This window comes from Pseudaminobacter soli (ex Li et al. 2025) (assembly GCF_029892515.1).
Classification (GTDB): Bacteria; Pseudomonadota; Alphaproteobacteria; order Rhizobiales; family Rhizobiaceae; genus Pseudaminobacter; species Pseudaminobacter soli_A.
Genome location: NZ_JARXVF010000004.1, coordinates 207073 through 230307, shown reverse-complemented (window position 1 = coordinate 230307; position 23235 = coordinate 207073). Strand labels below are relative to the sequence as shown.

The 23235-nt window shown below is 62.5% G+C and carries 14 protein-coding genes and 2 pseudogenes; 7 read left to right on the top strand and 9 right to left on the bottom strand.

What is annotated here, in order from left to right:
• Positions 1-264 precede the first annotated feature (264 nt).
• Together M2281_RS18670 and M2281_RS18665 are read right to left on the bottom strand one after the other, a co-directional pair.
• Positions 265-390, bottom strand: coding sequence for a hypothetical protein (locus M2281_RS18670; protein ID WP_280822686.1), 126 nt, complete (start codon positions 388-390; stop codon positions 265-267).
• A 123-nt stretch (positions 391-513) separates the two neighbouring features.
• Positions 514-894 carry a hypothetical protein gene (locus tag M2281_RS18665; protein ID WP_280822685.1) on the bottom strand — a complete coding sequence of 127 codons (381 nt, stop codon included), beginning with the start codon at positions 892-894 and terminating at the stop codon, positions 514-516.
• A gap of 63 nt (positions 895-957) precedes the next feature.
• Between M2281_RS18665 and M2281_RS18660 the strand changes: the two genes are divergently transcribed.
• Entirely contained in the window at positions 958-8370 is a 7413-nt protein-coding gene (locus M2281_RS18660) for an autotransporter outer membrane beta-barrel domain-containing protein (RefSeq protein ID WP_280822684.1), read from the top strand.
• Between the two features lie 34 nt (positions 8371-8404).
• Positions 8405-8998, top strand: coding sequence for an invasion associated locus B family protein (locus M2281_RS18655; RefSeq protein ID WP_280822683.1), 594 nt, complete (start codon positions 8405-8407; stop codon positions 8996-8998).
• Between the two features lie 94 nt (positions 8999-9092).
• Here the strand turns inward: M2281_RS18655 and M2281_RS18650 are convergent.
• Both M2281_RS18650 and M2281_RS18645 read right to left on the bottom strand, forming a co-directional pair.
• Positions 9093-9399: pseudogene (locus M2281_RS18650) on the bottom strand (DDE-type integrase/transposase/recombinase); the annotation flags it as partial.
• Between the two features lie 377 nt (positions 9400-9776).
• The gene (locus M2281_RS18645; RefSeq protein WP_280822682.1) at positions 9777-10655 is read right to left on the bottom strand and encodes an ArgP/LysG family DNA-binding transcriptional regulator; all 879 of its coding nucleotides are present in this window, start codon (positions 10653-10655) and stop codon (positions 9777-9779) included.
• Between the two features lie 101 nt (positions 10656-10756).
• Between M2281_RS18645 and M2281_RS18640 the strand changes: the two genes are divergently transcribed.
• Positions 10757-11719 carry an arginase family protein gene (locus tag M2281_RS18640; protein WP_280822681.1) on the top strand — a complete coding sequence of 321 codons (963 nt, stop codon included), beginning with the start codon at positions 10757-10759 and terminating at the stop codon, positions 11717-11719.
• A 32-nt stretch (positions 11720-11751) separates the two neighbouring features.
• The gene (locus tag M2281_RS18635) at positions 11752-12504 is read left to right on the top strand and encodes an ABC transporter substrate-binding protein (RefSeq protein WP_425537757.1); all 753 of its coding nucleotides are present in this window, start codon (positions 11752-11754) and stop codon (positions 12502-12504) included.
• Between the two features lie 612 nt (positions 12505-13116).
• On the opposite strand, the gene M2281_RS18630 is transcribed toward M2281_RS18635, so the two are convergent.
• From M2281_RS18630 to M2281_RS18620, 3 genes are all read right to left on the bottom strand, one after another.
• Positions 13117-14505, bottom strand: coding sequence for an IS1182 family transposase (locus M2281_RS18630; protein ID WP_280822679.1), 1389 nt, complete (start codon positions 14503-14505; stop codon positions 13117-13119).
• A 259-nt stretch (positions 14506-14764) separates the two neighbouring features.
• Complete coding sequence (locus M2281_RS18625) at positions 14765-15733, bottom strand: quinone oxidoreductase family protein (RefSeq protein WP_280822678.1); 969 nt, start codon at positions 15731-15733, stop codon at positions 14765-14767.
• A 53-nt stretch (positions 15734-15786) separates the two neighbouring features.
• Positions 15787-16353 (bottom strand): TetR/AcrR family transcriptional regulator, encoded by a 567-nt coding sequence (locus M2281_RS18620; protein ID WP_280822677.1) that lies wholly within the window; start codon positions 16351-16353, stop codon positions 15787-15789.
• Positions 16354-16408: 55 nt separating this feature from the next.
• On the opposite strand from M2281_RS18620, the pseudogene M2281_RS18615 reads away from it, so the two are divergent.
• Positions 16409-16552, top strand: a pseudogene (locus M2281_RS18615) (integrase); the annotation flags it as partial.
• A 260-nt stretch (positions 16553-16812) separates the two neighbouring features.
• Entirely contained in the window at positions 16813-17460 is a 648-nt protein-coding gene (locus M2281_RS18610; protein ID WP_280822676.1) for a glutathione S-transferase family protein, read from the top strand.
• Between the two features lie 342 nt (positions 17461-17802).
• Here M2281_RS18610 and M2281_RS18605 read toward each other — a convergent pair whose 3' ends face one another.
• The gene (locus M2281_RS18605; protein ID WP_425537749.1) at positions 17803-20310 is read right to left on the bottom strand and encodes an arylsulfatase; all 2508 of its coding nucleotides are present in this window, start codon (positions 20308-20310) and stop codon (positions 17803-17805) included.
• Positions 20311-20969: 659 nt separating this feature from the next.
• On the opposite strand from M2281_RS18605, the gene M2281_RS18600 reads away from it, so the two are divergent.
• Positions 20970-21602, top strand: a complete 633-nt coding sequence (locus M2281_RS18600; protein ID WP_280822675.1) for a tyrosine-type recombinase/integrase — start codon at positions 20970-20972, stop codon at positions 21600-21602.
• A 71-nt stretch (positions 21603-21673) separates the two neighbouring features.
• Here the strand turns inward: M2281_RS18600 and speB are convergent, their stop codons facing one another.
• Complete coding sequence (gene speB, locus M2281_RS18595; protein WP_280822674.1) at positions 21674-22645, bottom strand: agmatinase; 972 nt, start codon at positions 22643-22645, stop codon at positions 21674-21676.
• Positions 22646-23235 lie beyond the last annotated feature (590 nt).

Genomic DNA, 23235 nt, shown 5'->3' with positions numbered 1-23235 from the left:
ATTAGGCAACAAAAGGGCGCAAATGAAGTCGCTGCTTCTCACGACAACCGTTCTCCCTCTGGTCTCGGGCATGGCCTGCGCATGAAGCGAGCCGGAGCGGGCAATGACGAAATCGGGACCCTCCTCGACTACCGCCGCGTTGCGCGCTGTCCCGCCCGCGAAGGCTACTTGGCTCACGCGCCGCACGCCGAACGACCGAAACACTCCAAACCAAACTCGCGCCTTGTTGCGGGGCGGTTGAGCCTTCTTCTCTGTGCGAGCGCCTTAAGTGGCCTGGTCGCCTTCTGGCCTGGCGCGCTCCATGCCCAGCAACTGGTAATCGGCAGTGATGGCGGCCCAGGAGATGATGGCGCCGATGTCATCGGCAACTCGGATGCTGGGCCTGGTCATTCACCTGTCGCCTCTGCAGTCGCCACGAACCACGATCCCAGAACCACCGTCGGCCAACCGGCGGTATTGGGCAAGGCCAATGGCGGACCCGGCGGCAAGGGCGGTTCCGCCATTGAAGTTTGTCTATGCCTTCCTCCGGTCAGGTTGAGCGGCGGCAATGGCGGCGACGGTGGCAGCGGCGGCACAGTCGACGTCACCAACGCCGGTTCCCTGAAGACGACCAATGCCAACGCCTTTGAGGTTGGTGCAAACGGGGGAAAGGGCGGCGACGCAGGCTTTGCCCTTAAAGTCGGTCTCGCTCCCAGCGGCGGACATGGCGGACGTGGTGGCGATGGGGGCTCGGCGACGGGAACCAACGAGGCCGGTATCTCCATCGTAACGATTGGCAACAAAGCCAACGGCATGCAGATAACCGCAGACGGAGGCAATGGTGGCGACGGTGGCTTCGACCTTGACCTTGGCCCCGGCCATGGTCAAGGCGGCGCTGGCGGTGGCGGTGGCCAAGGCGGTTACGCCAGCGGTATCAACCGTGGAAGCATCCAGACTGGAGGCGACTTCTCGAAAGGTATGCTGATCAGGGCCGCTGGCGGGGTAGCAGGTGACGGCGCGGATGCGTTCGGGCTAAGCGCCGGCGGTGGCAATGGCGGACCTGCTACGCGCGGCGGCGAAGTATATGGCGAGAATGCCGGCAGCATTTCAACGACAGGAGATTTTGCCAGCGGCATGGTCGTGCAGTCTGTCGGCGGCGGCGGTGGTGACGGTGGCGGCTCGTTCGGTATCTTCAGCGGTGGCGGTTCCGGCGCCGACGGCAACGATGGCGGCAAAGCTACCGGCGTCAACACCGGCACGATCACTACCAGCGGCGTAGGCGCCATCGGCATGCTGGTCGAATCGGTCGGCGGCGGCGGCGGTGATGGCGGCGGCGCGGTCGGGTCGATTGCCTTGGGCGGGGCCGGCGGCGGCGGCGGCAGGGGCGGCGACGTTTTCGGACATATCGGCGGCCAGATCACGACCGGCGCCGACGGCAGCGGCGACGGCGCGCACGGCGTCGTCATCCAGTCGATCGGGGGCGGCGGCGGCAATGGCGGTTTCGCGTTCGGCGTCGGCGATGTCGTGGCCGTCGGCGTCGGTGGCTCCGGTGGCTCGGCCAGCAATGGCGGTATGGTCAACGTGCATCAGGTGGGCAGCGGCCCAATTGTATCGACGACCGGGGTCCAAGCCATAGGCATCCTGGCGCAATCGGTCGGCGGCGGCGGCGGCAATGGCGGCAGTGCCATCGCTGTTTCCGGCGTCGTATCTGCTGGCGTCGGCGGCAAGGGCGGTGCCGGCGGCGATGGCGGCAATGTCATCTACAATGTCGACCATTCGAAAGTGACCACCAACGGCACCGGATCGACCGGCATAGTGGCGCAGTCGGTTGGCGGCGGCGGCGGCAATGGCGGTTTCTCCGTGGCTATCGCAGGGGCGGCGACCGTTGGCGTCGGCGGTACCGGCGGTGCCGGCGGCAAGGGCGGCACGGTCAACATGACGACCGGCGGCACGGTCGAGACCCTCCAGGATCGCTCGGTTGGCATTATCGTCCAGTCGATCGGCGGCGGCGGCGGCAATGGCGGCGGCGCGGTGACCGGCAGCTTCGGTGTAGCGGTTGCCATTGGCAGGAAGGGCGCTGGTGGCGGCCTCGGCGATGCCGTCACCTTCGACGGCACGACGTCCAACGTCACGACGCACGGCAAGGATTCGACGGGAATTCTCGTTCAATCGGTAGGCGGTGGTGGCGGCAATGGCGGTTATTCGGTTGCCGTGTCGGGTGCCGTATCGGTCGGCATTGGCGGCAATGGCGGCGCTGCCGGCAAGGGCGGCGTCGTCGACGCCAAGTCGAATGGAAGTGTCGAGACGTGGCAGGATCGTTCCGCAGGCGTCGTTATCCAGTCGATCGGCGGCGGTGGCGGCAATGGCGGCATATCCGTCGGTCTCGGCGGCATCGCCAGTGTCGGGCTCGGCGGCGATGGCGGCGGCGGTGGCGAAGGCGATTCCGTCACGTACCGGACCGACAATTCGACGATAACCACGCATGGCGCGGATTCCGCTGGCATACTTGTTCAATCGGTGGGCGGCGGCGGCGGCAATGGCGGGTTTGAGCTAGGCCTCGCCTCGGTCGCTTCGCTGGGTATCGGCGGCAAGGGCGGCACCGGCGCCGACGGTGGCGTCGTCAAGGCCACGGTGACCGCCGGGACGATCCGCACCTATCAGGATCGCTCGAGCGGCCTCATCGCACAGTCGATCGGCGGTGGCGGCGGCAATGGCGGTGCCACGATCTCAGCCAGCACTGCGTTGAACATTGCCGTCGGCGGCAAGGGCTCGGGCGGCGGAAATTCCAAGACGGTCGACGTCACCAACGGCGCGAACATCACCACCGGCGGCGATGACGTCAATGTGGGCGTGCAGTCGCACGCAATTCTCGCCCAGTCGATAGGCGGCGGCGGCGGTTCCGGCGGTTTCGCGTTGGCGGTCGGTGGGCCGTCGCTGGCGGTCGGCGGTGACGGCAATGCCGGTGGAACGAGCGAGAAGGTGACGGTCACCAACTCCGGCACGCTCTGGACGGGTGGCAATATGTCGGTCGGCCTGCTCGCGCAGTCGATAGGGGGCAGCGGCGGCGATGGCGGCTTTGCCGGCGCGGGCGGCCTCTTCACGGCGGTGGGCGTCGGCGGCAATGGCGGCGCCGGGGGCAGCGGCGGCGAGGTCAGTGTGACCAACAACGCGAACATCACGACCAAGGGTTCCCTGGCGCATGGCATCCTGGCCCAGTCGGTGGGCGGCGGCGGCGGCAACGGCGGCAGCGCCGGTGCCCTGTCGGCGGGCGTTTTCGTGGGCGTCAGCGTCGCCGTGGGTGGCGCTGGCGGCGCCGGCCGCGATGCCAAGGGCGTCGAAGTCACGCATCACGGCGACATCAGCGTCAGCGGCGAAGGCTCGAAAGGCATCATTGCGCAATCGGTTGGCGGCGGCGGCGGCAATGGCGGCAAAGCCTATGCGGGGGCCTTTAGCGTCGGCCTCTACGGATCGGCCGGGGTTGCTGTCACTGTCGGCGGCTCGGGCGGCGACGGCGGCAGTGGCCGCAGCGTCACACTGAAGGCAGACGGCAACATCACAGCCGAGACGGACGCGGCTCAATCTGGTGGCATCTTGGCCCAGTCGATCGGCGGCGGAGGAGGCAATGGTGGCCGCGCCCTGTCGATGGCCGGCGCGGTCAGCACTGACGTAGCCGTCAATCTCGGCGTCGCGCTCGGCGGCAATGGCGGCAACGGCGGCCAAGGCGGAACGGTCAAGGTGGAGACCGGTCTGAACGGCGGCGGCTCGATCGTGACGTCCGGCTTTCAGTCCATCGGCATCATGGCGCAGTCGATCGGTGGCGGTGGCGGTAATGGGGGCGACACACTCGGCGGCGCTGGTGGCTTTGGCAACGATGTGACGGTCAGCGCCACGGTTAATATCGGCGGCCAGGGCGGCGGCTGCATCTACGTCCAGGACAAGCCTGACATCTGTAACAGCGCCGGCGACGTCCACGTCACCAACGCCATGTCGGTGACGACCGGCGGCGATTCCAGTAGCGCGATCGTCGCGCAGTCGATCGGCGGCGGCGGAGGCAATGGTGGTACGAGCGCCGGTGGCACGGCCAGCCTGGGCGGCGGCAGCGGCGTCAACATCGCGGCAAACTTCGCCATGGGCGGTGGCGGTGGCGCCGGCGCCTTCGGCAGTACGGTGGACGTAATCAATTCCGGCAACCTGATGACCACGGGCGCCTTCTCTTCGGGCATCGTGGCGCAGTCGATCGGTGGCGGCGGCGGTATCGGCGGTTCCAGCACGGCGAAGTCCTACAATGTCGGCGGCACCAGCCAGACCAGCGTTAGCGTCGAAATGGGCCTGTCCGGGCACGGCGGCACGGGCGGCTATGCCAGCAAGGTGACCGTAGACAACTCCGGCATCATCTCCACCCAGGGCTTCGGCTCGAACGGCATCATGGCGATGTCGGTCGGCGGTGGCGGCGGCGCGGCCGGCGCGGCGTCCGCGTCCGACGAGACCATCGGTGGCGGCGATAGCAACGGAGGCAGCGGCGGCGGCAGTGGAAAGACCTCGGTATCCATCGGCTTCGCTCTCGCGAGCGCAGGCGGCACGGCTGGCGATGGCGGCGCGGTCTCGGTCACCAACAGAAGCATCATCACCACCAATGGCGGCTTCTCCTATGGCATTAGCGCCAGTTCGATCGGCGGCGGCGGCGGCGTCGGCGGATCGGCCACGGCCGGCGCGCAGGCGACCTATGCGATCGGCGGCGCGATAGCCGGCAAGGGTGGCAGCGCCGGCAATGGCGAGTTGGTCGAAGTCACCAACGAGGCCTCCGGCCAGATCTGGACCAAGCAGGAGAATTCGATCGGCATCTTCGCGCAGTCGGTCGGCGGAGGTGGCGGTGTCGGCGGCGCCGGCAAGAGCACTGGCAGTGGTGACGCCACGAAGGTGGACGTCAAGTTTTCTATGGGCGGCGCTGGCGCCGGCGGCGGCAATGGAGGGGAGGTGCATGTAACCAACAGCGGTCTGATCCAGACCGACATGGCAAATTCGCATGGCATCATGGCCCAGTCGATCGGCGGCAGCGGTGGCGTGGGTGCAGCGGCGGGTTCGTCAGCGGCCGAAGCGAAGGTCACCATCGGCGCCTCGCTCGGCGGCGAGGGTGGCAGCGGCGGCAATGGCCAGTTGGTCCATGTTATCAACAACGCGTCCGGCACCATCCTTACCAACGGCGACAATTCCTACGGCATCTTTGCGCAATCGATCGGCGGCGGCGGTGGTGCGGCCGGCGCCGGCTCGACCAAGACAGGGGCCGCCAAGGAAGTGGCCGTCAACCTGTCCATCGGCGGCATCGGCGGAAACGCCAGCAGTGGCGGGGACGTCACGGTCGACAATCACGGCCAGATCACGACCTACGGCTACCTGTCGCACGGCATCTTCGCCCAGTCCGTCGGCGGTGGCGGCGGTGCTTCGGGCGCGGCGGCCAACGCGACAGAGGGAGACAGCCAGATCGGTGGCAAGGTGCTTGCGGTGGGCGTATCGCTGCCTGCCGGCGAAGGTGCCAATGGCGGCCACGTCATCGTCAACAATGACGGTGTCATCGAGACCACCAAGGCCGGCGCGATCGGCATCTTCGCGCAGTCGATTGGCGGCGGCGGCGGCTATGGCGGCACCGTCTCGACGAATGGCGCCAGCGACAACGCCTTCGCACTGCAGATCGGCGGCTTCGGCGGCAATGGTGGCGACGGCGGCAAGGTGGACGTCACCGTTTCAGGCGCCATCGTCACGCATGGCGCGCGGGCGCATGGCGTCGTTGCCCAATCGATCGGTGGCGGTGGCGGCTATGGTGGCGACGCCAACGGCAAGACGTCGAACGCGCTTGCCATTGGCGGCGTCGGCGCTGATGGCGGCAATGGCGGCGACGTCAGCGTCATTCGCACCGGCACCATCACCACCAATGGCGTCGATTCCATCGCCATCATCGCGCAGTCGATCGGCGGCGGCGGCGGCTTCGGCGGCGCCGGCTTTGGCCGCTTCGGCGCCGATGACGATGGCGGCGGTCCCAACGCCGTCGGGTTCAATTCACCGGGTGGCAGCAAGGGCGATGGCGGCAAGATCACCATCATCCAGTCCGGCGCAATTGAGACGAATGGCGACCGCTCGCATGGCATCGTGGCCCAGGCAGTCGGTGGCGGCGGCGGCGCGGGCGGCAATTCATCGCTCGACCTGAACCAGTCGGCCGCGGGCTCTCAAGGCGGCATAGGTGATGCCGCGGCAGCCGAAGCGAGCACCGACAGTCAGGTCTGGGTGAAGGGCGCCAGTTCCTACGCCATGTTCGGGCAGAGCGCGACCGGGCAGGGCAATTCGGACCTCGTACATCTGACCGCTGGCGGAAGCCTGTTTGCGCAGGGCGCCGATTCGGTCGCCGCCTATGGCGAGAGCACCGCCCGTGGCACTAAGGGCAACATCACCATCGACCTGAAAGGCCAGTACACGATCGGTGGGGCCAACACCGGCGTCGCCGTGATGCTGGTCGGCGGCGCCACGAACACGGTCAACAACAACAGCCTGCTGTATGCAACGGGAGCCAATCCCACATTCAGCGTGATGCAGTCGAGCTTCGCGGCCTTCAACGCCTCGCTGGCCGATCCCGGACCGTTCGTTCCCAAGGATGCTATTCTGCAGTCGCTGCTAGGCCAGTTCAGCCCGCTGTCGATCACTGGCACGTCCGGCGACGACACCATTAACAATGAGAAGAGCGCCATCGGGCTCGGCCGTGTCATCGGCAACATCGATCTCGGCGGCGGAACCAACGCCTTCAATAATTTCGAGAATTCCTCGATGGTCGGCCTCAAGAGCATCAATCTTGGCGGTGGACTGTTCAAGAATGCGGGCCTGATGACCAATCAGGGCATCGGTGTGGTCGCCACCGTCGACATCACCGGCGACTACACCCAGGCTTCGACAGGCGATTTCGTCACCGACATCGATCTCAACAACCAGATCACAGACAAGCTCGTGCTGACAGGCGCTGGCAGTTTTGACGGTACGGCGCCGCTCAACTTCCTGTCGATCGACAAGCTGTTCACCCACTACACGCTGGCGACGGGCGCTTCGATGACGGATTCCTACCTGACGCCGAAGACGTTGCATCCGGCGGTCGGGTTCAACTTCCTGACCCGGGTGGACAATGGGAAGGACCTCGTCATCTACGCCGACAACCCCACCTTTCTGCAATTGGCACAGAATCCGGGCTCCGGCACCACCGATCCGGGCGTGTACCAGATGGCGAAGTATCTCGACAACGTCGAAGCGTCATCCAGCCCGAACAATTCGATGGCGCGTTTGATCAACATGCTCCGCTTCTCGCAAACCGAGGCGGAGCTTGGCGCCGCCCTAACGCGGCTCACCCCGCATTATGCGGTGCACACGTTCGACATGATCAATCGTTCGGCTGACATCATGTTGGAATCGGCGCGGGAATGCACACGCGTTCCGGTATATGCCAATTCCGACGGCCGTTGCGTGTGGGCAAGTATCAGCCCGCAGGCGGAGTACAAGCGCGATACAGGCGCAGGAACGACGGACCGCGACGACGTGTTGAAGACGATGTCGTTGGGCGGCATCGGCGAGGTCGACCAGAACTGGTCGCTCGGTGCCACGCTCGGCCGCACGGAATTCGATTCCGATATCCACTTCAACCAGGACCTGCTGTCGGCCACGACGGGCGAATCCTGGCAGCTCTACGCGCTGGCGAAGTACGAGGACAAGAACTACTTCGTTGACTTCGCACTTGGTGGTGGCACCGGCTCGTTCGAAGGTAGGCGTGACACGCATGTCGATCAGGTCGGCTACATCCCGGGCGAAACGCTGGAGGGCGTCTACCTGCCCGAACTGTTGCTGGACGGAATCGGAAACAACGTCAGCTACACGCAGAAGACCGCCCAGTTCGGTGGCTCGGCGAGGCTCGGTTTCACCCAGCAGATGGGAGCCTTCTATCTTCAGCCGACGTTGCAGTTAGACGCCCGCTGGCTACGCGTTTCCGGCAGCGAGACGGGATCGGTCGCCGCCTTCACTTTCGACGGCAGCTCCAATACCTACTATTCGGCGACACCCCTAATAGAGATCGGCACCGACATCGCGCTGAGCGACATCGACAGCCTGCGTATCTACGGAAAGGCAGGCGCGGAATTCTCCAACAAGGAATGGGAGATCCAGGGACAGTTCACGGCTGCGCAGAACTTGCCCGGACGCCCCGCACTGCACTTGACGGAGGCGGTCGATTCGCCGCTTTATCGGGTCGGCGCCGGGCTGGAACTCAACGGCGTGAACGGCGTTCGCCTGTCGGTTAGGTACAACGGCTCGTTCGGGGGAACAGTCAAGCAGAACACTGTCAGCGCGGCCCTCAAGGTCAGCTTCTAGCTGCTTCGGGCCGGCTCCGGGCAAGAGGGGGCTCATGAATATCAGACACGCTTATCTCGGGCTGCTGCTGGGCGCGGCCCTTGTCATCTGGCAGCCTGCCATCGCGGCGCAGGGCAAGGGCGACAAGTCGGCGCCGGCCGCCGCCGACAACAACGTCGTCACCAGCGCCTCCCTGTTGCCGGGCGGTGCCTCGGCTCTGTCAGAGACGCATGGCGACTGGACGGTCAATTGTCAGGCCACGGTTACCACCAAGACCTGCACACTGTCGCACCAGCAGTTCAACAAGCAGAGCGGCCAGCGCCTGCTGGCGATCGAGCTGGCGTCCAAGACTGGCCAGGACGCCATGGGCATGCTGGCGCTGCCGTTCGGGTTGGCGCTGGCCAAGGGCATCACGCTCGAGGTCGACGACGAGAAGCTGGAAGGCAGCCTGGAGTTCAACACCTGCCAGGCCGTCGGTTGCCTAGTGTCGGTCACATTCACTGCCGACACAACGCCCTTGTTGCAGAACGGCAGCACGCTCAAAATCAATGCCACGGCGGCCGATACCGCGCAGCCGATCGCCTTCACAATTTCGCTCAACGGCTTCGCCGGCGCGCTCGCCCGTACCGCGGAGCTATCGGCCGATTGAACGGCTTCGATCGCGCCGCACTGTTGGAGAGGACTGACATGGGTTCCGTTGCAACGGCTGAATGAAAGCGCGAAGGTGCCTGATACAAGGTAAATCATGCGGCAAGAATTTCGAACTGCTCGGCCAGAGACGGATTCGGATTGAAGGCGTACCGCGCCCCTCGCTTGCACATCATGGCGACCAATTCGATGTCGTTGAGAATGGCACAAGCACTTGCGAACGACTTAAAGCCAACATCGGCCGAACGCGTCGCCTGATGCGCCGATGGTCCTGCTCGATGCGCTTGTTGAGGTAACGGCCCTGCCGGATCGGCTCTAACCCAAGCAGAGAGTACTTCTGCAAGCGATGTGTCGTGTCGCAGGAAACGATCGCTTCACGGCGGTCTGGCTGCCGTCGATGATGTGAGCGGCATGCGATCGACCACACTACCATCCATCGTTGGGCCGTTCGAAGGAACGTAAACGCCCCGCCGAGCGCACCCGAAAGGTGAAGGGAGCGAAACAGAGAAGGCTTAGAGCAAACGAAGGCCCGGACCGAAGCAAACCCGCCCCAAAAACCGTATCGCAACGGCTCGATCGAAGGCTTTGCGGGCGTTGCCAGCATGATCGCCGCCTTCAGGTCGAAGGTCGCGAGGACGCGATGACCAAGATGGGTCGTGAATGGAATGACCGCTTTCGCGCACTCCTGCACAGAAGCGGACCGGCAGATTTCGGCCCCCAATGCGACGTGAACTGAACCTCGATTGCCCGTCACTGGGTTCAGGCACCGGACGCACATTCTATCGAGAAATCAGGTGCTGCGCGGCAGATCGGCGAATGCAGGCGACAAGTAAGTTGAGCGTGGCGCTACCCAGCCGCCAGTAGTGCAGATACAGCGGTACCACCAACCGGGAACGGGGCGCGATGGCCACCAGGTCGCCGCTGTCAATTGTTTTCGATGCCATCAGGCCGGGAACTACGGCCCATCCCATTCCCTTTATCGCGGCCGCAAGTATGGCATTCGAATCCGGCAAATAGTGAACACGGGTCGTTCCGCCTACCGGCTTCATCTGTTCGGCAATGCGCCGGGAAAGTGAATCGGAATATTCGAACATCAGCACCGGGCAGCCGTCTCTCGGCCTTCCTGCGTCGCCAAACCATTCTTGCAGGAAGGCGGGGGTGCAGACCGCCACATATTCAAATCCCCCCAGGAAAATGACCTCGCAGCCCTGTGGCGGCTCCGATTCAGCCGAAACCGCGGCAACCGCTGATCCGGAGCGCAACAACGAAGAGGTAACGGCCTGATCGGCACAACGGATGTCTAGTGTTGTTGCCGAGCGAGCGGCGAAGTCCGTCACCGCATGGAGAAACCAGCTTGCCAACGAGTCGTGGTTGACCGCGACCGTCACCGTGGACGAAATCTCGTCGTTTGTTAGCGAGTGGATCGTATCGGCCATCACCAACTCGACCTGTTGCGCCAAGCCCAGCAAGGTCTCGCCGGCGCTGGTCAATCGAACCGGATTGGTCCGCACCACCACGATCTGGCCAAGCCTGTCTTCAAGCTGCTTAATACGCTGGGACATTGCCCCCGGCGTGATGCCCAGCGCGCGCGCGGCAGACTCGAAGCTGCCGGTGCTGGCCAATGCACGCACTGATGCGAGGTCTCGAATTTCTAGCATGACGATAGCATCGCTAAAGCGGGTTTAGGCATATTCGATTGCCTAGAGGCAAGCGCTTGACTAGCGCGAGGGGACAATAAGCAACTTTGGGAGCATAGCGCGTGTTGCAAGGCAATGTATCCACCTCGGCGCCGGTCCGGCCATTCCTGGATTGGCCCGTCATCACCGATCCGACAAAGTGGAAGAACATTGCAGCGGCTGTCATCGGCGTTCCCTACAGCGAGCCCTACTCCGGCGAACCCCTGCCCAACGATCAGGCTAATGCACCAAGCGCCATCCGTCTGCAATCGGGCCAGTTCTGCGATGGACCGGCACAGTGGGACTTCGACTGGGACGGCACGCTCGAAAGCATTCTTCCCGGCAAGGGCGTCGATGCCGGAGACTGTCCGCGTTGGTCCGGCAGCTTCGAAGACTATTTTTCTGGGACGGTCGCCCGCCTGAAAGCCCTTCTTGCCAACAGCGACATGACCTTCATCCTGGGTGGCGATCACGGCATAACCATCCCGGTCCTGCACGCCCTAGAGGTGGTCGGCAAGCCGGTACATCTGGTCCAGATCGACGCCCACATCGACTGGAGGGATGATGTCCGCGGCTCCAGGCTCGGCTACAGCAGTCCGATCCGGCGCGCGAGCGAATTGCCCTGGATAAGCGGCATCACCCAGATTGGCATGCGGAGCACCGGATCGGCCCGTGCGGCCGAGGTGGAAGCTGCGCGGAACCACGGCGCACATATCGTTACGGCGGCGCAGGTTCACGCCGAGGGAATTGGACAGGTCCTGTCGCATCTCAAGGGAAAGGGCCCCTTCTACCTCACCGTCGACGCAGACGGGCTCGACCCCTCTGTCATGCCGGCAGTGCTGGGGCCGGCCCCCGGCGGCCTTCGTTTCGAGCAGGTCCAGCCCATAATCCATCAACTGGCCGAAGAGGGGCCTTTGGTTGGAATGGACGTGGTGGAAGTCGCGCCGAGTCTCGATCTGCCAAACAAGATCACCAGCCTCACCGCAGGGAGGCTTATCCTGAATGCACTAGGTGCAGGGCTGCGCAACCGGAAATCGGAGAACTGACCGTGAAGAAGACAACAGTATCTGCGATCGTCATGTCGGTTGCGATGGCCGTTGGATGGGGCCAGGCCTATGCTCGGGACAAACTCCGTCTGGGCACCGAAGGAGCCTATCCGCCTTTCAACTTCATCGAGCCCAACGGCGCGGTCAGTGGCTTTGATGTCGAGATCGGTCTTGCGCTTTGTAAGAAGATGGATGTCGATTGCGAGGTCGTCACGCAGGACTGGGATGGCATCATCCCCGGCCTGCAGGCCAGGAAATACGACTTCATCGTCGCGTCGATGTCGATAACGGACGAGCGCAAGGAGCAGGTGGCCTTCACAGATCCTTACTATCGGTCGGGATTCGCGCTTGTCGCCCCCAAGGACAGTGACATCGTTGACGTAAGCCCCGAGGCTCTGGCGGGAAAAGTGATCGGCGCGCAGGCCGGAACAACGCAGGGAAACTACGCGGCCCAGATCTTCACCCAGTCCGATGTGAAACTCTATCCAAGCCAGGAAGAGGTCAATCTTGACTTGTTGAACGGGCGCTTGGATTTGCAAGTCAGCGACTACCTGCCGATGCTGGATTGGGTCAACAACTCGCGACAAGGTGCCTGCTGCAAGTTCATCGGCAAGCCCGTGACCGATCCCGCATTTGTCGGCGATGGCATCGCAATCGCCTTGCGCAAGGAAGACGAGGATCTTCGCAACAAGATGAACGAGGCGCTGAAGGCGATCCGATCGGACGGGACTTACGCCGCCATCAGCAACAAGTACTTCCATACGGATATTTTCACATTCGAATGACGGCTTACGCAGCCATGTCTGAGGTCCTAAGGAATCAATGTTTCGTCGCTGCTAAGCGCATATCCTGTTCGCCTTCTCGATACCGGCTTTTTTCGAATGCTCGAAACGGGCGGGCTAGCGCCTAGGTGGGGTGAAGCGGAATAGAGCTACGAGCCGTGAGTACTCATTGTTTGTCTTAGGGGAAGCCGTTGGCAGAGGCGTCGGCCTTGTTGAACACCGTCACCTCCCATTTGTTGTCCAGCCCCTTGGTATAATAGTCGTCAAGCAGTACCTCACCGCCGAGATTGTCGTGGGCGAGAATTGCTGGCGATCTTGTATCAAACTGCTATCTGAAGCAAATGTCGGTATCGGTGGTTGCGAGCCCCCGCAACCACATACAGCACGCTAGACCACTCTAATCTACGACCCGCTACTCACTTGAATCGATAGGTTCAAATCCGTTTCGGATCGCCCCTGGGCGGGCCAATCCTGTCGCAGGGATGGCCGCTTTGCGCGGATTTCGTTGAAAAACTCGACGGTGAGATCGTTCACAGCGCTGAGGCCGCCGAGGCGTCCTAGAATCTTACCGAACTGGCGATCGCTCGCGGCGGCGGCGGGAGTTCGACGCGCTCCTCACAGGGCTGCTGCCGCGGCCAAGCGGCACGGCGGCCTGAGCTTTGCCAGTCTCCTGAGGTTTTGGGCGGTTGCGGCAAGGAGGAATTCGTCGCGTGCCCCGCACTGGCCTCGCAGCCTCAGGCGAGCCATCCGCAGGATGCGCTTGAGGTGAGCGAACAGCATCTCCACCTTCTTGCGCCGGTGGCGCGAGCGCTCATAGGCCGGCGTGCCAGCAATTGCTCTGGCGACATCGCGTGCGTCTTCATGGAGATCGCGGGGCACCTTGCGCGTGGGCGCGTTCGGGCAGCAGCGTGGTTTAAGTTCGCACGCATCGCAATCCTGCTTGCGGGCTCGGTAAAGCCGGGTGCCTTCACTGGTGATGCCCGATCGAGGGGTCGCATAGCGGCGATGGAACTGCAGCAATTCCTTTCCCGCCGGGCAGACGTAACGATCGTGTTCGCCGTCCCAGACGAAGTCGGCGCGCGAGAAGGTTCCGTCGGTTCGGGTGGATTTGTCGAAGACCGGGATGTGCGGTGCGATTGTCTTGTGCTTGACGAGCCAGGCAAGATTCTCGGCCGAGCCATAGGCGCTGTCGGCCACCAGATAATCCGGCTTCAAGCCGAAGCGCTCCTCGGTTCGGTCGATCATCGTGCGGGATGCTCCGACCTCTGCCTGACGGATGGCACGCGTCGCCTCGACATCGAGGATGACGCCATGGTCAGTGTCGATCAGGTAGTTGGTTGCATAGGCAAAGAAGGCATGACCTTTATGGGCTCCGGTCCACTGGGCCGCCGGATCGGAAGCGGAGATGAACTTCGGCGTCACCGGCGAGGCCGCGCCGAAGGCCGAATCATCGAGCACTTCCAGATATTCCTGCACCGAGCGACTGGCACTGTCCTTCGCCGCATCGAGGTTCCATTCCACGCCAGGCACCGAGCGCTGCTTGTTGGCGTCGGCGGCAATCAGGCTGGCGTCGACGGCAAAGCCTTCCGCACCGACCAGCCCCTGTGCCAGGCAGCGCTCCACCACCGTCTCGAACAGATGCCGCAGGATATCACTTTGCCGGAAACGCCCATGGCGGTTCTTCGAGAAGCTCGAATGGTCGGGCACCTTGCCGTCCAGTCCCAGCCGGCAGAACCAACGGTAGGCGAGATTGAGATGGACCTCCTCACAGAGCCGTCGTTCCGATCGAATGCCCATGCTGTAACCGACGATCAGCATCCGCATCATCAGGTCAGGATCGATCGAGGGTCGACCTGTGCTGCTGTAGTACGGCTTTAACTGCGTGCGGATGCCCTCAAGGTCCAAGTGTTGGTCGATGCGGCGAAGGAGATGATCGGCCGGCACGTGCTCATCGAGACTGAAATCATAAAAGAGCTGCGCCGGAGCCGCCTGAAATCCCATCATCCGCATGATCCCCTGCAAATCACTCAGAGGATTGAATCATGCGTCCCAAGCGCCAGCAACAGCGCGTTTTTCAACAGTATCCGCCATGTCCGCCGTAGAGGCCGATTGCGTCACTGCCGGGAAGCAGACATTGCCGGAGGTCGTGCCGTAGCCCCGCCGCTGCTGCGGCTGCGCACAGATGGGTCCTGACGCCGTCGTTAACCCTGCTCGGGCAGGCGAAACGACGGCGTTGTGCCGTGTCTTTCGCGAGACCTGCTCCTTACGGCACCAAAAGAAGCTTGCCCGTGGTCGCGCGGCTCGCCATGTCGGCATGGGCGCGGGCAGCGTCGGCGAGCGGATATGTTCGGCCGATGTTCATCTTGAGCGAGCCGGCCTCGATCCAGTCGAAAAGCTGCTGCGTACGGACGCGCAGCAGTTCGGGCGTGGGGATGTGGTCCATGAACACCGCGTAGCCGAGCTTGATGCTCTTCGGCAGGCTCATGATGTCGAGCGGCCCCGGACCGCCGAGCACCGGTCCGTACCAGCAGAAGATGCCGCAGCGGCGGAGCGCTTCTAGCGATCCCTTGAAGGTCGTGGGCCCCGAGCCGTCATAGACGACATCAACGCCCTTACCGCCGGTCAAACGCAGCACCTCCTCGGCGAAGCGACCTTCGGTATCGACGATGACGTTCTCGGCGCCGGCGCACCTGGCGATCTCGGCCTTGTCCTCGGACGAGACGCGCCCGATCACGCGACCGCCCCGCAGCCGGATGATCTGCGTCAGAAGCAGGCCGAGCCCGCCGGCCGCGGCATGAACGAGAGCGATATCGCCCGGCTGCACCGGATAGAAATCGGTGGCGAAGTGGCTGGCCGTGAGCCCCTGCATCATCACGGAGGCGGCCGTCCGGTCGTCGATGGAATCGGGGATCTTCACGCAAGAAGCGGCCGGTATCGACTGCCGCTCGGCATAGCTTCCGGGCGCATAAACCCAGGCGACGCGATCGCCGACCACAAAGTCGCTGACGCCATCGCCGACGGCGAGAACGCGACCGGCACCCTCGACGCCGAGGACTTTCGGGTTCGGCGTCTCGGTCCAGGCCATGCCTTGGCGAACGCCGATATCCATGAAATTCACCCCGGCGGCGGCGATTTCGACGACGACATGCCCTGGCGTCGCGACGGGCTCGGGACGATCGACGAACTCCATGACGTCGGTGCCCCCGATGCCATTCATAACCACTGCTTTCATGTATTTCTCCTTTCTTGATTGATCATTCCAGAATTGGGCAAAAAAAATTCTTTCTACATGATCGCGCGAAGCGCCAGCCGGCCCAGGGATTGCAAATGCGTCAGGTCGGCGCCTCCACGGGCAGCAATCCGAATGCCGGCGATACTGGCGAAGAGGAAATCGGCCGCCGCCTCGGCGGATAACGACGTGTCGACGTCGCCCGCGGCCTGTGCTTCCATGATGCGGTCGCAGGCGACTCTCCTGAGCCGAAGGTCGGCGGTACGGTGCAGCGTAGACAGATCGGGCCGGCTCTGACCAAACTCGCAAATCGAATTGACGCCGAGGCAGGCTTGGCCGGCATTCTCGACGACCCGCTCCATCATCGCCCGGATACCGTCCAGGGCGCGCGGCTCCCCGCGCAACATGGCAATATGGGCATCGGTTTCCCCGGCCGAATAGCGCTCCACCGCAAGGCAATAGAGCTTCCACTTGTCGCCGAAAGTGTCATAGAGGCTCTGCCTGCCGATCTGCATCGCGCGCACGAGCATGTCCGTCGAGGTTCCCTCGAAGCCATGCTCGCGGAACACGCCGATTGCAACGTTCAGCGCCTGTTCCTTGTCGAATTCCTTGGTGCGTGCCACAGCCACCACGTAGAGATATTGGAATGATCTGTCAAGAATTGATGATCGGTGAGCCAAAGCTGCGATCATCTACAAGGCGACGGGCAATTTGCGAGCGGTGCAGATCCTGCTCGGTCACACCAAGATCGAGAATACAGTTCGCTATCTTGGCGTAGACGTCGAAGACGCGCTCACCCTCGCTGAAGGAACTGAGATCTGATCGTGATGGCCTCTCGGGCTCACCGAGAGGCCATAATTGGTGGTTAGGTCCCGGTCCGTTTTCAGGATGCTACCCACAGAAGCGGACAATTGGTGGGGAGCAGCGTCGTCTTTCTGGTCATGCGTCGACCAAGACTTCCGCCGGCGGCAGCCAATCTGTGCTTCAGCGATGTATTTCAAAGAACATGTCGGTTTCCGGCAATCTCATTCGTCACCATTCTGTGGACCAAAGCCAATGGATCAAGCATGGAGACAGACGCAATGATCAGCACCATTACCGTCTTTGAACGGTCGCCTGATGGCGGCAAAGGACTGGCGCGAGATATTCGTGTGCGCTGGGCGCTTGAAGAAGCCGGCCAGCCTTACGAAGTTCGCTTGGTTTCTTTCGCCGAGATGAAGAAGCCCGCGCATCTCGCTCTCCATCCTTTCGGCCAGATTCCCACTTATGAGGAAGGCGATCTTACCCTGTTCGAGACAGGCGCGATCGTCTTCCACATTGCGGAGCAGCATGCGCGCCTGCTGCCCGAAGATGCGAATGCCCGGGCGCGCGCTATCACGTGGATGTTTGCCGCCCTCAACACGGTAGAGCCGCCGATCCTCGACCTTGTCACTGCCAAAATAGTCGAGGGCAACAGGTCTTGGAGCCAGGAGCGCCTGCCGCTGGTTATTGACCGCATCCGTGCCCGGCTGGAACAACTGTCCACTCGCTTGGGCGATGCCGATTGGCTCGACGGTGCATTCAGCGCGGGCGACCTGTTGATGGTGTCGGTGCTGCTGCGATTGAGAATGTCGGGGATCTTGGACAAATATCTGAACCTAGCCGCTTACGTCGCTCGCGGCGAAGCCCGACCGGCCTATCGTCGAGCTTTCGCCGCGCAACTGGCGATCAATGCCCCAACAACGTGCTGAAAGGTGTCCGCACGAAATCGGACCTACGGCAGGTTTTCAGCCAGCGTCCACGCCACGCGTATGACCGACTTGCGGTCGGCAGCGGAATGGCTGCTTTCCCTACCTCTTGCCTCATAACCGGACAGTCCACTTCCGGCCCAAAGCTGCCGGGCCGCTTCGCGGCCATGTCGGCCATACAGGCACATTTTGCCTCCGCCCAGAAGCGGACGTAGCGAGTGACGATGCTGAAGGTCGTTGTCCCGCCATTCGTCGACGTTGCGGAGCTATCCAGCCGCGTACATGTCGCCGCGCACGAGCTCCGGCGGGCCTCGAGCCAAGGATGCCCGCCGGATCGCTGAGCCATCAGTTGTCTGCGCCGGCGCGGGCGTGCCGAATGGCCTGATGATCCGCGTCAGTTAGCTGCACCGGCCAGACCTGCACCGTGAGCTTGTCGAGCTTGCCGGTGAACCGGAATGGGACCTGATAGTCGTCGTCGTCAACCGGGGTACGGGTGTCGACACCCACGTCGAAGGTTTCCTCGAGGGCAATGATGAAGGGAATGGTGTGCGGGATTTCTCTTGTGGCGACCTCCTTATCGTCCACCTTCAGGATGCCCGTGCCGCCCTTGCCGAAGCCGGGTCCATCATATTTGAAGTCGAACACTATGGTGTGCTTGCCCGGCGTGAGCGCGTCCTGGCCTTCCCAGCGGAAGCGTTCGAGACCGACGAAATTGTACAGGAACACCGGCTTGCCCTTGAGCAGGTAGAGGCCATAGCCACCGAAGCGTCCCCCTTGAGTGACGAGCATCCCGTCGCCGCTACCTTGCGAACCTGCACGCCCGACGGTGCCGTCGGCGCTTGCGGGAATGTCGATCTCGGCGGTGATCGTATAGGACCTGTTCAGGATGCTGGGTGCATCGCTCTCGGGCAGGCCTGACAACTCACCCGAGTAGGTGAAGGTGTTTCGACCTGCGGTCGCGCTTGGCCTTGGTGTGATGATGCGCGCAAGGACCGAGTTATCCAGCGGAAACACGTTGTACTTTGCCGCCTCCACCATGAACAGCTCCTGCAGCTCGCGTAGCTTGTCTGGCATTGTGGCCGCGAGGTCGTTGTTCTCCGAGTAATCTTGCGCGATGTTGTAAAGTTCCCACTTGTAGCCGTTGATCAAGTCCTCGGGCAGCTTGGCCGTGCCCAGGAGCCACGGCGGCGCAGGCGGCGTGGTCGCCGCGATCCAACCGTCGTGATAGATGGCGCGGTTGCCCCACATCTCGAAATACTGCGTCGTTCGCGTGGACGGCGCGTTGGCGTTCGCCCCGTCGAAGGTGTACGCCATGCTCACCCCTTCGATCGGCTTCTGCGCGATTCCGTTGACCATCACCGGCGCGGGAATGCCGGTTGCCTCAAGAATGGTTGGCACGATATCGATCATGTGGTGGAACTGGGTGCGGATGCCGCCGGCATCCTTGATCCGGTTCGGCCAACTGATGGCCATGCCCTGACGGGTACCGCCGAAGTGCGACGCGACCTGTTTCGTCCATTTGAACGGCGTGTCGAAGGCCCATGACCAGGCCACCGCCATATGCGGGTAGGTAGCCGCCGAGCCCCAGATGTCATAGGCCTTCAACTGCTCGGCGATCGGAAGGTCCAATATACCGTTGTAGGCCGTATATTGGTTCGGTGTGCCGACCGTGGTGCCTTCCGCACTCGTGCCGTTGTCACCGCTGATATAGATGATCAGCGTGTTGTCGAGCTTGCCTTCGTCCTCGACTTCCTGGATCACGCGGCCGATCTCATGGTCGGTGTAGGCCGCATAAGCGGCGAACACCTCTGCTTGTCTGGCGAACAGCTTCTTTTCGTCGGCCGTCAAACTGTCCCACTTTTTCAGGTCGTCCGGCCAGGGTGTGAGCTGCGTGTTCGCGGGAATGACGCCCAGCCGCTTCTGATTGGCGAAAATCTGTTCGCGCAGGGCATTCCAGCCCATGTCGAACTTGCCCTTGAACTTGTCGATCCATTCCTGGGTTGGCTGATGCGGCGAGTGGGTGCCGCCGGGTACGTAATAGAGGAAGAACGGCTGATCGGGGGCTGCGGCATTGAGTTGTCGCAGGTGGGCGATCGCGTCGTCGGCCATGTCCGTGGTCAGATTATAGCCGGGCTTGCCAATCCAGGGAAAAACCTGGGTGGTGTTCCGGAACAGGTACGGCGTCCACTGGTCGGTCTCGCCACCCATGAAGCCGTAGAAGTAGTCGAATCCGATGCCGATGGGCCACTGAGTGAACGGTCCCGCCACGCCGTACTGATAGCTCGGCGTGTTGTGGTTCTTGCCGAACCACGAGGTGGCGTAGCCGTTCTGCTTCAGGATGGTGCCAATGGTGGCGCTCTCCGGTCCGATGATGCTGTCGTAACCTGGATAGCCGGTCGATTGCTCCGAAATGGTGCCGAAGCCCACCGAATGGTGGTTGCGGCCGGTGATCAGCGCGGCCCGGGTTGGCGAGCAAAGCGCTGTGGAGTGAAACTGCGTGTAGCGCAGACCCATGTGCGCAACCCGGTCCAGCGCAGGTGTCGGGATGACGCCGCCAAAGGTCCCCGAAACGCCGTAGCCCTGGTCGTCAGTCATGATCAGGAGCACGTTGGGCGCGCCCTGCGGCGGCACCACGCGGGGCGGCCAATAGGGTGTCGACTGGCTGGCCTGGAGGTTGATCTCGCCGCCGAACTTCGGCGGTGGCGGCGGGAGATACCTGCCATCGATGGTCATCGTAGCACCGGGTGAGCCCGGCGTGCCGTTGATCTGTTGCGCCGCCGCGGGCAGAACCGACATGGTCGCGACGGCAGCCGATGCCAGCAGCCCGAGCCAAACGATCCGGGTCTTGCTCATGCTCGATGCACATGACGCTCTTCCAACAACGTCGGTTGCCTCGATATTGTGGCCATCTCCTGGCTTGTCAGTCATTGCACGCTCCTTCGATTGAGATCACCAATTCGAGTTGGCGGATAGGCTCCCTCTCCTGGGCACTCCTATTTCGATCGAAATGCGCGATTGCTTGTGCTTGTCGGAGCTTCCTGTTTGGCGGCCCACCGTCTCATGTACCCGAGCTTGCTCGAGTTGATTGACCGACGGCCGGTTCTGGGACGGGTATGACTAACGTGACACGATGCCGAACACCTTGCGGACCAATCCCCGTTTTCTTCTACTTTGAGCATTTCGCTTGCCCAGCGCACGATCGGACAATTGATCGAGAGGATAGGCATGAAAGAGACTGGCGCGCATGTCGGGGATTTCATGACTGCCAAATTTCACAGGTGCGAAGTTCTCGAGATATGCGAGAACAACTACCGCGTTGTCTGGGCTGCACCTGCAGGGAAACTCGGATTGGGAAAGCCAGCAATGGCTCAGCCTCCGCCATGACGCTTTATGGCCCGAACGTCTGCTTTTTGGCCTTGTACGCCGAGAGCTTCCGGTCCGCTTCCGGCTCCACAAGGTTACTTCGATCGGTCGTTTTCCTTCCGGCCATGGTGGCCGGAAGGAGAAATACGATGGGACTCTCACAGTATGATCCTGCGGTGCAGGCCCGACGGGCCTGGAATGCGGGCAGGACAGTTGGCGCGAAACGAGCGCTGAAACCTCGGCAGATATGGGCCATCCGATTCTTCCTCGATCGAGAAGGCCGCTTGCGGGACCGTGCGTTGTTCGACCTTGCGATCGATAGCAAGTTGCGCGGCTGCGACCTCGTTAAAATCAAGATCGGGAGCCTTGTTGTGGGTCCCGAAATTCGGACGCGTGGGCTTGTGGTGCAGCAGAAGACGGGGCGCCCCGTTCAATTCGAACTGATGGCCGACGCTCGAGCGAGCTTGTTGGCATGGCTCGAACGGCGTGGCGGAACGATCGACGACTATGCCTTCCCAAGTAGGATCAATCGTTCAGCCCACATGAGCACCAGGCAGTATGCCCGATTGGTTGATGAATGGATTGAAGCGATCGGTCTTCGCGCTGAGGATTACGGCACGCATTCGCTTCGTCGTACGAAGGCCTCGATCATTTACAAGGCAACCGGCAACCTTCGAGCCGTGCAAATCCTACTCGGCCACACCAAGATTGAAAACACCGTTCGATACCTTGGCGTGGACATCAAAGATGCGCTAACCCTCGCGGAGGGAACTGAAATCTGACTACGGTGGCGGCCTGGTTCCGGCCTGGGTCGCCATGGGACCGCCACCCCAAAGGGTAGCGGTTCTTGTTCTCACGGCTGCGACGGGTGGAAATAGCTCCGGTCGATCGCACCTTTCCTGCGGGCGACACGGCACAACTGCTCATACATGATCGTGGCTGCGTTCAGTGCAGTGATCCCGGCCACGTCGAAGGGAGGAGATACCTCGACGACATCGCAGCCGACGATATCAAGGCCCGAGAGGGCGCGGAGGACACGCAGCAGCTTGAGCGGCGTGAGCCCGCCGACGACCGGCGTTCCCGTTCCGGGGGCATAAGCCGGATCAAGGCAGTCGATATCCACCGTCAGGTAGCAGGGGCCTTCACCCGCAACCTGCCGGATGATCGCCGCAATCCCCTCGGGCGTGGAGTCGTCGCAGGCAACGTTGTCGAGAATGCTAATGCCCATCGGATCATCCACCCACGTGCGGATGCCGACCTGGATCGACCTTGCAGGGTCAATGATGCCCTGCTCCACGGCGGTGCGGAACATCGTGCCATGATCCATGGCCAACTGGCCGGGGGCCACCTGAGCGTCCTGCCAGGTATCGGTGTGCGCGTCGAACTGGATCAAGGCCAGCTTTCCATGACGCGCCGCCGTCGCCTTCAGCAAGGGGAAGGAGATGAAATGGTCCCCACCAAGGCCGAATAGGGTGGCCCCGGAGGCTATCACCTCTGCCGCTGCGGCTTCGATGGCTCCGGGGATTGACCGAGAGTCGCCGTAATGGAGATGGACATCGCCGAGGTCTACGGCCTTCACATATTGAAGCGGGTCGAACCCACCGGGATAGCTCGGCAGTTCGGCAAGTTGCCCCGAGGCGCTGCGGATAGCGCCGGGCCCCAATCTCGCGCCCGGCCGGTTGGACGTGGCCAGATCGAACGGAATGCCAAGAAAAGCTACGTCAGCGCCTTCGGCAGTTCCTGCATGGGGAACTCGAAGAAATGTTCGCGCCGTCGTGAAAGTCTGCTCGGACGCAATGATCGATGATGATGCGATGCCGGACAAAGGACACCTCTCTCGCAGGTGTCGTCCGGCCGACACCGTGATGAGTGCCAGATTGGCTGCCTCCGTTTCTCGGCGGTGGAGAATTGGTTGAAAGCGGGCCGCCTGTCAACCTCAGCTTCCTTGGTGTCGTCGGTGCTGATCAGGCCATGCCTGTGAGGCAGCGAGCGGCTAGATGCGAACCGAAACCGGACAATCCGCTCTCGGCCCAACGCCAGTCAGCAACGCGCCCATGTCGGTCATTGAAGCGGCGTTGGCCAATTTCCAAAAGCGGACATTGCTTGTGACTGTTCAAATTCGGTCCTGGCCCATTTACCGCAGATTGCTTTCCATCGCTCGCTTTGCCGCCGATCGCCGTACGCCCACCAAGCGGCATGCCTTGGTCAAGTCAACTAGCGTCATCCAATCCATCGGGAGATCGCAGCATTCAAACAATCGGTTGCGTGACGGCTCCAATGCGGCTAAGGATTCCTGTGCACAGTTGTGTGTTATTATCCACTATAGTGTACTATCGCAATTGGTTAACAGTGGGATGAGCAAGTGTGGGCGGACGATGCCGGCTTTGGCTGACCGATGGCCTTTGCCTTGTCGCG

Bases quoted from the DNA above. Each gene is read 5' to 3' on its own strand.
- M2281_RS18670 (WP_280822686.1), bottom strand. From the start codon at position 390: ATGACCAGGCCCAGCATCCGAGTTGCCGATGACATCGGCGCCATCATC.
- M2281_RS18660 (WP_280822684.1), top strand. From the start codon at position 958: ATGCTGATCAGGGCCGCTGGCGGGGTAGCAGGTGACGGCGCGGATGCG.
- M2281_RS18655 (WP_280822683.1), top strand. From the start codon at position 8,405: ATGAATATCAGACACGCTTATCTCGGGCTGCTGCTGGGCGCGGCCCTT.
- M2281_RS18645 (WP_280822682.1), bottom strand. From the start codon at position 10,655: ATGCTAGAAATTCGAGACCTCGCATCAGTGCGTGCATTGGCCAGCACC.
- M2281_RS18635 (WP_425537757.1), top strand. From the start codon at position 11,752: ATGTCGGTTGCGATGGCCGTTGGATGGGGCCAGGCCTATGCTCGGGAC.
- M2281_RS18630 (WP_280822679.1), bottom strand. From the start codon at position 14,505: ATGATGGGATTTCAGGCGGCTCCGGCGCAGCTCTTTTATGATTTCAGT.
- M2281_RS18625 (WP_280822678.1), bottom strand. From the start codon at position 15,733: ATGAAAGCAGTGGTTATGAATGGCATCGGGGGCACCGACGTCATGGAG.
- M2281_RS18610 (WP_280822676.1), top strand. From the start codon at position 16,813: ATGATCAGCACCATTACCGTCTTTGAACGGTCGCCTGATGGCGGCAAA.
- M2281_RS18605 (WP_425537749.1), bottom strand. From the start codon at position 20,310: ATGAGCAAGACCCGGATCGTTTGGCTCGGGCTGCTGGCATCGGCTGCC.
- M2281_RS18600 (WP_280822675.1), top strand. From the start codon at position 20,970: ATGGGACTCTCACAGTATGATCCTGCGGTGCAGGCCCGACGGGCCTGG.